This window comes from Mycobacterium sp. (assembly GCF_019247615.1).
GTDB lineage: Bacteria > Actinomycetota > Actinomycetes > Mycobacteriales > Mycobacteriaceae > Mycobacterium.
This window is the reverse complement of the sequence record NZ_JAFBAT010000200.1, coordinates 1-11,514: the sequence shown is the minus strand read 5'-3', so window position 1 is coordinate 11,514 and position 11,514 is coordinate 1. Positions and strand designations below refer to the sequence as shown.

9 protein-coding genes are annotated in these 11,514 nt (G+C 67.6%); all 9 read left to right on the top strand.

All coding sequences use genetic code 11. The features are described 5' to 3' along the window. Positions 1–1,384, top strand: a 1,384-nt coding sequence (gene ahcY / locus JO059_RS13905) for an adenosylhomocysteinase (RefSeq protein WP_293319607.1), incomplete at its 5' end; no start/stop codon positions are given. Positions 1,385–1,415: 31 nt separating this feature from the next. Then, a complete protein-coding gene (locus JO059_RS13900; RefSeq protein WP_293319605.1) occupies positions 1,416–2,060 on the top strand; it encodes a dTMP kinase in 645 nt (214 codons plus the stop codon). A gap of 69 nt (positions 2,061–2,129) precedes the next feature. Beyond that, on the top strand, positions 2,130–2,816 hold the full coding sequence (gene mtrA, locus JO059_RS13895) for a two-component system response regulator MtrA (protein WP_066990218.1): 687 nt from the start codon (positions 2,130–2,132) through the stop codon (positions 2,814–2,816). A 49-nt stretch (positions 2,817–2,865) separates the two neighbouring features. Continuing rightward, entirely contained in the window at positions 2,866–4,548 is a 1,683-nt protein-coding gene (gene mtrB / locus JO059_RS13890) for an MtrAB system histidine kinase MtrB (protein WP_293319599.1), read from the top strand. A 26-nt stretch (positions 4,549–4,574) separates the two neighbouring features. Beyond that, positions 4,575–6,323, top strand: coding sequence for an MtrAB system accessory lipoprotein LpqB (lpqB, locus tag JO059_RS13885; RefSeq protein ID WP_293319611.1), 1,749 nt, complete (start codon positions 4,575–4,577; stop codon positions 6,321–6,323). A 68-nt stretch (positions 6,324–6,391) separates the two neighbouring features. Further along, positions 6,392–7,201, top strand: a complete 810-nt coding sequence (locus JO059_RS13880; RefSeq protein WP_293319597.1) for an LmeA family phospholipid-binding protein — start codon at positions 6,392–6,394, stop codon at positions 7,199–7,201. 31 nt (positions 7,202–7,232) lie between these two features. Continuing rightward, entirely contained in the window at positions 7,233–7,874 is a 642-nt protein-coding gene (locus JO059_RS13875; protein WP_293319595.1) for a ComF family protein, read from the top strand. 327 nt (positions 7,875–8,201) lie between these two features. Then, positions 8,202–8,867, top strand: coding sequence for a ribosome-associated translation inhibitor RaiA (gene raiA, locus JO059_RS13870; protein ID WP_293319609.1), 666 nt, complete (start codon positions 8,202–8,204; stop codon positions 8,865–8,867). A gap of 179 nt (positions 8,868–9,046) precedes the next feature. Beyond that, positions 9,047–11,514 (top strand): preprotein translocase subunit SecA (gene secA / locus JO059_RS13865; RefSeq protein ID WP_293319593.1); only part of this gene is annotated, 2,468 nt, incomplete at its 3' end.

The following is an 11,514-nucleotide window of genomic DNA, read 5'->3' as shown; positions in this document are numbered from 1 at the left end:
GATTCGGCTGGCCGAGCACGAGATGCCCGGTCTGATGTCGCTGCGCCGCGAATACGCCGAGGTGCAACCGCTCAAGGGTGCGCGCGTGTCGGGTTCGCTGCACATGACCGTGCAGACCGCGGTGCTGATCGAAACCCTGACGTCGCTTGGCGCCGAGGTCCGCTGGGCGTCGTGCAACATCTTCTCCACCCAGGACCACGCCGCAGCGGCGGTAGTCGTCGGCCCGCACGGCACCGCCGAGGAGCCCACGGGTGTGCCGGTGTTCGCCTGGAAGGGCGAGACGCTCGAGGAGTACTGGTGGGCCGCCGAGCAGATGCTGACCTGGCCCGACCCGGACAAGCCGGCCAACATGATCCTCGACGACGGCGGGGACGCGACCATGCTGGTGCTGCGGGGTGCGCAGTTCGAGCGGGCCGGCGTCGTGCCGCCCGCCGAAGAGGACGACCCGGCCGAATGGAAGATCTTCCTCGACCTGCTGCGGCGCCGCTTCGAGACCGACAAGGGCAAGTGGACCAAGATCTCCGAGTCGGTCAAGGGGGTCACCGAGGAGACCACCACCGGCGTGCTGCGCCTCTACCAGTTCGCCGCCGCCGGGGATCTGACCTTTCCGGCGATCAACGTCAACGACTCCGTCACCAAGTCGAAGTTTGACAACAAGTACGGCTGCCGGCATTCCCTGATCGACGGCATCAACCGGGGCACCGACGCCCTGATCGGCGGCAAGAAGGTGCTGATCTGCGGTTACGGTGACGTCGGCAAGGGCTGCGCGGAGTCGGTGAAGGGCCAGGGCGCGCGTGTCGTGGTCACCGAGATCGACCCGATCAACGCGCTGCAGGCACTGATGGAGGGCTACGACGTCAAGCGGGTCGAGGACGTCATCGCCGACACGGACATCGTCGTCACCGCGACCGGCAACAAGGACATCATCACGCTCGAGCACATGAAGGCGATGAAAGACCAGGCGATCCTGGGCAACATCGGTCACTTCGACAACGAGATCCAAATGGCCGCGCTGGAGCGCTCGGGGGCGACGAAGCTGAACATCAAGCCGCAGGTCGACCAGTGGACGTTCCCCGACAGCGGCAAGTCGATCATCGTGCTGTCCGAGGGCCGGCTGCTGAACCTGGGCAACGCCACCGGCCACCCGTCATTCGTGATGAGCAACAGCTTCTCCAACCAGGTGATCGCGCAGATCGAGCTGTGGACCAAGAACGACGAGTACGACAACGAGGTGTACCGGTTGCCGAAACACCTCGACGAAAAGGTGGCCCGCATCCACGTCGAAGCCCTGGGCGGCGAGCTGACCAAGCTGACCAAGGAGCAGGCCGAGTACATCGGCGTCGACGTCGACGGCCCTTATAAGGCCGACCACTACCGCTACTGAGGAGTCCGGAGCCGGCCGCCGGGCTCGCGCCGTGCTGATCGCGATCGAAGGCGTCGACGGCGCCGGCAAGCGGACGTTGACCGAGGGGTTGCGGGCCGCTTTCCAGGCAACGGGAATGTCGGTCGCCACGCTGGCCTTTCCGCGTTACGGGCAATCGGTGACCGCCGACATCGCCGCCGAGGCGCTGCGCGGCGAGCACGGCGACCTGGCGTCTTCGGTGTATGCGATGGCGATGCTGTTCGCGCTCGACAGAGCCGGCGCGGTCCGCGACGTCGAGCGGCTGTTGCGGGGCCACGACGTGGTGATCCTGGACCGCTACGTCGCCTCCAACGCCGCCTACAGCGCCGCTCGCCTGCGCCAGGACGCGGCGGGGGAGGCGGTTGCGTGGGTGCACCGGCTGGAATACGAACGGCTGCAGTTGCCTGCGCCCGACTGGCAGGTGCTGCTGGCGGTGTCCGCCGAACTCGCCGCGCGGCGGGCGCTGCATCGGGCTGAATCCGAGCCGGGCCGGGCGCGCGACAGCTACGAACGCGACGACGAGCTTCAGGAGCGCACCGGTGCCGTCTATGCCGGGCTGGCCAAAGCGGGCTGGGGCGGACGATGGCGGGTCGTCGATGCTGACGTCGATCCGGGCCTGCTGGCGGCCACTTTGATGGCTCCGGATGGGCGATTTTGACGGTATTTGCCCCTCTTGCCCAAGAAACGCCCCGTGTGGTGCCCAGTTTTATCCGGATCTGGTGACACCATGGTGTTCATGAGGCAAAGGATTTTGGTCGTCGACGACGACGCTTCGCTGGCGGAGATGCTCACTATCGTGCTGCGCGGGGAGGGCTTCGACACCGCGGTCATCGGCGACGGTACCCAGGCCCTGACCGCGGTGCGCGAGTTGCGCCCCGACCTGGTGCTGCTGGACCTGATGCTGCCCGGCATGAACGGCATCGACGTCTGCCGGGTGTTGCGCGCCGATTCCGGCGTGCCGATTGTGATGCTGACCGCCAAGACCGACACCGTGGACGTGGTGCTGGGCCTGGAGTCCGGCGCCGACGACTACATCATGAAGCCGTTCAAGCCCAAGGAGCTGGTCGCGCGGGTGCGTGCGCGACTGCGGCGCAACGACGACGAGCCCGCCGAGATGCTCTCCATCGCCGATGTGGAGATCGACGTGCCGGCGCACAAGGTCACCCGCAACGGCGAGCAGATCTCCCTGACACCGCTGGAGTTCGATCTCCTGGTCGCGCTGGCACGCAAACCGCGCCAGGTGTTTACTCGAGATGTGCTGCTCGAACAGGTGTGGGGATATCGGCACCCGGCGGATACCCGCCTGGTGAACGTGCACGTCCAGCGTCTGCGGGCCAAGGTCGAAAAAGACCCTGAGAACCCGACCGTGGTGTTGACCGTTCGAGGAGTGGGATACAAGGCCGGACCTCCGTGACCCGGGCGCGGGGAGTACCCCGACTCGCGGGCAGGGGACGGCGTCATTGATGTGGCGGGGCTCGCGGCGACGCACTCGTAGCCGCTGGGGGCGCTCCGGCCCCATGACCCGCGGCATGGGTGCATTGAGTCGGGCCGTCGGCATTGCCTGGCGCCGCTCGCTGCAGTTGCGGGTCGTTGCGCTGACCCTGGGGCTGTCGTTGGCAGTGATCCTTGCGCTCGGCTTCGTGCTGACCAGCCAGGTCACCAATCGGGTGCTGGACGTCAAGGTCAAGGCCGCCATGGAGCAGATCGAGCGGGCGCGTTCCACGGTGGGCGGGATCGTCAACGGCGAGGAAACGCGTTCCCTGGACAGCAGCCTTCAGCTCGCGCGCACCACGTTGACGTCCAAGACCGACTTCGCCTCGGGCGCCGGGCTGGCGGATGCGTTCGACGCGGTGCTGATGGTGCCCGGTGACGGTCCGCGCGCCGCCAGCACGGCGGGGCCCGTCGATCAGATACCCGCCTCGCTGCGCGGCTTCGTCAAGGCCGGACAGGCGGCCTATCAGTACGCGACGGTGCACACCGAGGGCTTCTCGGGGCCGGCATTGATCGTCGGGACGCCGACGTCGTCGCAGGTGACGAATCTCGAGCTGTACCTGATCTTTCCGCTGAAAAACGAGCAGGCCACGATTCAGCTGGTGCGCGGCACCATGATCACCGGCGGCGCCGTGCTGCTGGTGCTGCTGGCCGGCATCGCCCTGTTGGTATCCCGGCAGGTGGTGGTGCCGGTGCGCTCGGCGTCGCGGATCGCCGAGCGGTTCGCCGACGGCCATCTCTCCGAGCGGATGCCGGTGCGCGGCGAGGACGACATGGCCAGGCTGGCGATGTCCTTCAACGACATGGCCGAGAGCCTGTCCCGGCAGATCACCCAGCTCGAGGAGTTCGGCAACCTGCAGCGCCGTTTCACCTCCGATGTCAGCCACGAGCTGCGCACCCCGCTGACGACGGTGCGGATGGCCGCCGACCTGATCTACGACCACATCGCCGATCTCGACCCGACGCTGGCCCGCTCGACCGAGCTGATGGTCAGCGAGCTGGACCGGTTCGAGACGCTGCTCAACGACCTGCTCGAGATCTCCCGCCACGACGCGGGTGTGGCCGAGTTGTCCGTCGAGGCGGTGGACCTGCGCACCACGGTGCGAAACGCCCTGGGCAGTGTGGGCCACCTGGCCGAGGAGGCCGGCATCGAGCTGCTGGTGGACCTGCCGGAGCATGAGGTGATCGCCGAGGTCGACGCGCGGCGGGTGGAGCGGATCCTGCGCAACCTGATCGCCAACGCCATCGACCATGCCGAGCACAAACCGGTGCGTATCCGGATGGGCGTGGACGAAGACACCGTCGCGGTCACCGTACGCGACTTTGGGGTCGGGTTGCGGCCGGGCGAGGAGAAGTTGGTGTTCAGCCGGTTCTGGCGCTCGGACCCGTCGCGAGTGCGGCGGTCGGGCGGCACGGGGCTGGGGCTCGCCATCAGCGTCGAGGACGCCCGACTGCATCAGGGCCGGCTGGAGGCCTGGGGCGAGCCCGGTCAGGGGGCCTGCTTCCGGCTGACGTTGCCGCTGGTTCGTGGCCACAAGGTCACCACCAGTCCACTGCCGCTCAAACCGATTCCGGAGCCGATCCCGGACCACCCCATCGCGCCCGAACGAACCGAACACCTGCGGCAACGCGAGCACGCGGAGAGGAGCGTCTGATGCGCCGGCTGCGGGGGCCGGGGCGGATGTTGGCATTGTTGTCGCTGGCGGCGTTGCTCGCCGGCTGCGCGGGGGTGCCGAGCTGGTCGGCCCCGCAGGCCATCGGGACCGTCGAGCGTCCGGCGCCGTCGAACCTGCCCAAGCCGACCCCGGGCATGGATCCCGACGTGCTGCTGCGCGAATTCCTCAAGGCCACGGCCGACCCGGCCAATCGGCATCTGGCGGCGCGGCAGTTCCTCACTCAGTCGGCATCCAACGCCTGGGACGACGCCGGTAGCTCGCTGCTGATCGACCACGTGGTGTTCGTGGAAACCCGTGGGCCCGAACGGGTTTCGGTGACCATGCGGGCGGACATCCTGGGCTCCCTGTCCGATGTGGGCGTCTTCGAGACCGCCGAGGGCGTGCTGCCCGACCCGGGGACGATCGAGTTGGTCAAGACGTCCGGGGGATGGCGGATCGACCGCCTGCCCAATGGGGTCTTCCTGGACTGGCAGCAGTTTCAGGCAACGTACAAGCGCAACACGCTGTATTTTGCCGACCCGACCGGCAAGACCGTCGTCCCCGATCCGCGCTACGTCGCGGTTGCCGATCACGATCAGTTGGCCACCGAGCTGGTCTCCAAGCTGCTGGCCGGACCGCGGCCCGAAATGGCGCACACGGTCCGCAACCTGCTGGCGCCGCCGCTGCGGCTGCGCGGCCCGGTGACCCGGGCCGACGGCGGCAAGAACGGCATCGGGCGCGGGTATGGCGGCGCGCGCATCGAATTGGAGAAACTGTCTACCACCGATCCGCACAGCCGGCAATTGCTTGCCGCACAAATCATCTGGACCCTGGCCCGCGCCGACATCCGGGGACCGTATGTGATCAACGCCGACGGCGCACCGCTGGAAGACAAGTTCACCGAGGGGTGGACCACCTCCGATGTGGCGGCCACCGACCCCGGTGCGGCCGACGGCGCTGGGGCCGGATTGCACGCCTTGGTCAACGGTTCGCTGGTCGGACTCGACGCGCAGCGCGTCACCACCGTCCCTGGGGCATTCGGGCGCATGGGGGACCAGACCGGCGCCGCGCTGTCCCGCAGCGGACGGCAGGTGGCTTCGGTGGTGACGCTGCGGCGGGGTGCCCCGGACATGGCGGCCTCGCTATGGATCGGGGACCTCGGTGGCGAGGCCGTGGAGTCCGCCGACGGGCACAGCCTGTCGCGGCCGAGTTGGTCGCTCGACGATGCCGTCTGGGTGGTGGTCGACAGCAACAACGTGCTGCGCGCGATTCAGGAACCGGCCTCGGGCCAGCCCGCGCGCATTCCGGTGGATTCGGCCGCGGTGGCCCGCAGCTTCCCCGGGCCGATCACCGACCTGCAGCTGTCCCGGGACTCGACGCGCGCCGCGATGGTGATCAACGGTCAGGTCATCCTCGCCAGCGTCGAGCAGACCCAGGCCGGGCAGTATGCCCTCACGTACCCGCGGCGGCTGGGTTTCGGCCTGGGCAACTCCGTGGTCTCGATGTCCTGGCGAACCGGGGACGACATCGTGGTGACCCGCACCGACGCCAGTCATCCGGTGTCCTACGTCAACCTGGACGGCGTGAACTCCGACGCGCCCGCCCGCGGTCTGCAGATTCCGGTGACGACGGTCGCGGCGAACCCGTCTACGGTGTACGTCGCCGCTCCCGAAGGGGTGCTGCAGTATTCGGCCTCGGCCGTCGAAAGCCAGCCGAGCTGGTCGGACGTGTCCGGGCTGACCGTGGCCGGGGCGGCCCCGGTGCTGCCGGGCTGAGCCCGGCATCCTCCCTGATCCTTTCTGGGGCTCACCTTTCCGGCTACCCTCGCAGTGAGGAGGCGCCGATGTCGCCGAAAGTTCCCCGCCTGCGCTGGGACGATCCCTTCCGTGCGTTGGACACGATCGCCTCGTTGTGGTCGTCGAGCGGGTTGCCATCCGTCGGCTCGGGCGCCGTCCAGGCCGTCGCGTTGCCCTACCGCACGTTGTTCACCACCCTGCAGCAACTGCTCGTCGGCAAGAAAGTCACGGTGCACGCCGGGGACCACCAGGTGGTTCTCACGGTCACGGAATTCGACTCCGCGCTCGATCCACGCGAATTGGCCGTCGGTCAGCTTGGCCAGGTCCGCATCGGCGCGCGCGACATCACCTGGGACCAACACCACCTGCAGCACGCCGTTGCCGTGCTGCACAACGTGCACTTTCGTCCCGGCGTGCCGCCGACCGTGACCGCTGCGCCGGCGGAGTTGACCGTGACCCTCCCCGGAAAAATCGTCGACGACGCCCTGCGTCGCGCGGCGCCCCAACTGCGCAGCGTGCTTGGCGCAGACGGCGCCGCCCTGTTGCACTGGAGCCGCCGCCCCGGCTGGGGCGGTCTCGAGGTCGGCGTCGACGTGGTGGGGACGACGTTATGGCTGCGACCGTCGGCACTCCTGACGGGGCAACGGCGCTGGGCACTGCCCGCGCGGATCCCGGCGTACCCGGTGCCGCTGCCCGACCTGCCGCATGGGCTGCTGGTCACCGACGTTCGCCTGGAATCGGATGCGTTGGAGGTGTCCGGCCTGTTGCCGCAGTGGCGAATGGAGTTGCCGTTGCGCAGCCTCGAAGAGATCATCACCCGGCTGAGTCGCGGGGTGTTCAGCTTGGTATTGCCCTAGCTTGTCAGCCGGGCCCGCCACACTGGCGGGCGTGCTCGACCTCGTCCTGCCCCTGGAATGCGGCGGCTGCGGGGCGCCGTCGACGCGGTGGTGTGACGCCTGCGCCGCCGAGTTGTCGGTGCCGGCCGACCAGCCGCACGTCGTCAACCCCCGCGTCGACCCGCAGGTTCCGGTGTTCGCGCTGGGTCGCTACGCCGGCGTCCGACGGCAGGCCGTCCTCGCGCTGAAGGAGCACGGTCGCGGCGACCTGGTCGCGCCGCTGTCCCGGGCGCTGGCCGTCGGCGTGCATCGGCTGTTGAGCTGGGGGATGGTGGCGACGCCCCTGACGATCGTGCCCGCGCCGACGCGGCGTTCGGCGGCGCGCCGGCGCGGCGGTGATCCCGTCGCCCGGCTGGCCCGGGCAGCGGTGGCCCGGCACCCGCACGTCGCCGTCGTCCCGGCGTTGCGCATGAAGGCGCGGGCCCGCGATTCGGTCGGCCTGGGCACTTCCGCCCGCGAGCGCAATATCGCCGGCCGGGTGCTATTTCGTGGGGAGTGCGAAAAGCTGTTGCGCACCGAGGTCGTGATCGTCGACGACATCGTCACCACCGGGGCGACGGCGCGCGAGTCGGTGCGCACCTTGCATGCCGCCGGGATTCGGGTGGCCGCGGTACTGGCCATCGCGGCCGCCTGACTCGCGAATCCCGATGAGGGCGCCGAGGGGTTGTGAAGAACTCGCAACGGCTGGGAAAATTTGGTGGCATCCCAGGGCGAACACGAGCTAACGTCGAGGACAACCTTCACCGAAACATCCCGGCCTGACTCATCGGTCGCGATTCCCGGGTGAGACGCCACCGCAAAGGGGGTGAGTATTCGTCACCTTGCACCGGCGGGCAGCCTGCGGCGCAACCGCTCCCACCCCGTCGGCGCGTCGTGAAAGACAGCCGGCACGCAGAGCGTGCGACAGGGAAAGAGAAACGAGTTGTCACGTATGTCAAGGCCTACTGTGGATTCCGGTCAGATGCTGGACCAACTGCCGACAGAAACAACCGAGCCGGTCGAACCGAACGCTGAGGTCGTGTTCAAGGGCCGGAACGTCGAAATTCCCGATCACTATCGCGTCTACGTCTCGCAGAAACTGGCCCGCCTCGAACGGTTCGATCGCTCCATCTACCTTTTCGATGTCGAGCTCAAACACGCGCCCAATCGGCGGCAGCGCAAGTCCTGTCAGCGGGTGGAAATCACCGCACGCGGCCGCGGGCCGGTCAGCCGGGCCGAGGCCTGCGCCGACAGCTTTTACGCCGCGTTCGAATCGGCGGTCGACAAGCTGGAGAATCGGCTGCGCCGGGCCAAGGACCGTCGCAAGGTCCACTACGGCGACAAGACGCCGGTTTCGCTCGCGGCCGCCACCGCCGTCGCGCCATCCCCGAGCAGGGCCTTCAACGCCGAACCCGTGGAGCCGCACCAACACGACGGCGCGGGTCTCGGGGATCTGGAAGACCACGAGCCGGGCCGGGTGGTCCGCACCAAGGAACACCAGGCCACGCCGATGTCGGTCGACGAGGCGCTCTACGAGATGGAGCTGGTCGGGCACAACTTCTTTTTGTTCTACGACAAGGAGACCGAACGGCCGTCCGTCGTCTATCGCCGGCACGGTTATGACTACGGCCTGATCAGGCTCGCCTGACGATTGTTCGAGCGGCGACCCGTCCCCCGCAAGCGGGTGGTGCCCCCAGCGCCCGGCGGTAGCCGCGCTTGCGATCGCCGCTGCCGAGGCCATCCGCGGCGCGTCACCTACGATGGGGGTCGGTTTAACGAAGAAGAAGACTCCTATCAACAGGGGAATATCCCAAAGGGGACAACACCGTGCTGGATAAGTTGCTGCGCCTCGGCGAAGGCCGCATGGTCAAGCGCCTCAAGAAGGTGGCCGACTATGTCAACACGTTGTCCGACGACGTCGAGAAGCTCACCGATGCGGAGCTGAGGGCCAAGACCGACGAGTTCCGCAAGCGCTTGGAAGACGGCGAGACCATCGACGACCTGCTGCCCGAGGCGTTCGCCGTGGCCCGCGAGGCCGCCTGGCGGGTGCTCGACCAGCGGCCGTTCGACGTCCAGGTGATGGGCGCGGCCGCGCTGCACCTGGGCAACGTCGCCGAGATGAAGACCGGTGAGGGCAAGACCCTGACCTGTGTGCTGCCGGCCTACCTCAACGCGCTGGCCGGCAAGGGCGTGCACATCGTCACCGTCAACGATTACCTGGCCAAACGCGACAGCGAGTGGATGGGCCGGGTGCACCGCTTCCTCGGGCTGCAGGTCGGGGTGATCCTGGCCCCGATGATGCCGGACGAGCGTCGGGTCGCCTACCACGCCGACATCACCTACGGCACCAACAATGAATTCGGCTTCGACTACCTGCGCGACAACATGGCGCACTCGCTCGACGATTTGGTGCAGCGTGGGCACAGCTACGCCATCGTCGACGAGGTCGACTCCATCCTGATCGACGAGGCCCGCACCCCGCTGATCATCTCCGGTCCCGCCGATGGCGCCTCCAACTGGTACCTCGAGTTCGCCCGGCTGGCGCCGCTGATGGAAAAGGACCTCCACTACGAGGTCGACCTGCGGAAACGTACCGTCGGGGTGCACGAAAAGGGTGTTGAGTTCGTCGAGGACCAACTGGGCATCGACAACCTCTACGAGGCCGCCAACTCGCCGCTCGTCAGCTACCTCAACAACGCCCTGAAGGCCAAGGAGCTGTTCCACCGCGACAAGGACTACATCGTGCGCGACGGCGAGGTGCTCATCGTCGATGAGTTCACCGGCCGGGTGCTCTACGGCCGCCGCTACAACGAGGGCATGCATCAGGCCATCGAGGCCAAGGAGCACGTCGAGATCAAGGCCGAGAACCAGACGCTGGCCACGATCACGTTGCAGAACTACTTCCGGCTCTACGACAAGCTCGCCGGGATGACGGGCACCGCTCAGACCGAGGCGGCCGAGCTCCACGAGATTTACAAGCTCGGCGTGGTCAGCATCCCGACCAACAAACCGATGGTCCGCACCGACCAGTCCGACCTGATCTACAAGACCGAGGAAGCGAAGTACATCGCTGTGGTCGACGACGTCACCGAGCGGTACGAGAAGGGCCAACCCGTCCTGATCGGCACCACCAGCGTCGAGCGCTCCGAGTACCTGTCGCGGCAGTTCCAGAAGCGCCGCATCCCCCACAACGTGCTCAACGCCAAGTACCACGAGCAGGAGGCGGCCATCATCGCCGAGGCGGGCCGGCGGGGCGGCATCACCGTCGCGACCAACATGGCCGGCCGCGGCACCGACATCGTGCTGGGCGGAAACGTCGACTTCCTCACCGACCTGCGGCTGCGTGCCCGTGGGCTGGACCCGGTGGAAACGCCCGACGAGTACGAGCAGGCCTGGCACGAGGAGCTCCCCGTCGTCAAGCAGGAGGCCAGCAAGGAGGCGGCCGAGGTCATCGAGGCGGGCGGCCTGTATGTGCTGGGCACCGAACGGCACGAGTCGCGGCGCATCGACAACCAGCTGCGGGGCCGTTCCGGGCGTCAGGGCGATCCCGGCGAGTCGCGCTTCTACCTGTCGTTGAGCGACGAACTGATGCGCCGTTTCAACGGCGCGGCACTGGAGGCGATGCTCAATCGGCTGAACCTGCCCGACGACGTGCCGATCGAGAACAAGATGGTCACCCGCGCGATCAAGAGCGCGCAGACCCAGGTCGAGCAGCAGAACTTCGAGGTCCGCAAGAACGTCCTCAAATACGACGAGGTGATGAATCAGCAGCGCAAGGTGGTCTACGCCGAGCGGCGCCGCATCCTCGAGGGCGAAAACCTCAAGGATCAGGCGCTGGACATGGTCCGGGACGTGGTCACCGCCTACGTCGACGGCGCGACCAGCGAGGGCTACGCCGAGGACTGGGATCTGGAGGCCCTGTGGACGGCGCTCAAGACGCTGTACCCCGTCGGCATCACGCACGAAAGCCTGACGCACCGCGACGCCGATTCCGACCGCGACGATCTGACGCGCGAGGAGCTGCTGGAAGCGTTACTCAAGGACGCCGAAAGGGCTTACGCCGCAAGGGAAGCCGAGCTCGAGGAACTCGCCGGCGAAGGCGCGATGCGCCAACTCGAGCGCAACGTGTTGCTCAACGTCATCGACCGCAAGTGGCGCGAGCACCTCTACGAGATGGACTACCTCAAAGAAGGCATCGGCCTGCGCGCGATGGCGCAGCGCGATCCTCTGGTGGAGTACCAGCGCGAGGGCTACGACATGTTCATGGCCATGCTCGACGGCATGAAGGAGGAGTC

Bases quoted from the DNA above. Each gene is read 5' to 3' on its own strand.
- mtrA (WP_066990218.1), top strand. From the start codon at position 2,130: ATGGTGTTCATGAGGCAAAGGATTTTGGTCGTCGACGACGACGCTTCG.
- mtrB (WP_293319599.1), top strand. From the start codon at position 2,866: ATGTGGCGGGGCTCGCGGCGACGCACTCGTAGCCGCTGGGGGCGCTCC.
- lpqB (WP_293319611.1), top strand. From the start codon at position 4,575: ATGTTGGCATTGTTGTCGCTGGCGGCGTTGCTCGCCGGCTGCGCGGGG.
- JO059_RS13880 (WP_293319597.1), top strand. From the start codon at position 6,392: ATGTCGCCGAAAGTTCCCCGCCTGCGCTGGGACGATCCCTTCCGTGCG.
- raiA (WP_293319609.1), top strand. From the start codon at position 8,202: ATGCTGGACCAACTGCCGACAGAAACAACCGAGCCGGTCGAACCGAAC.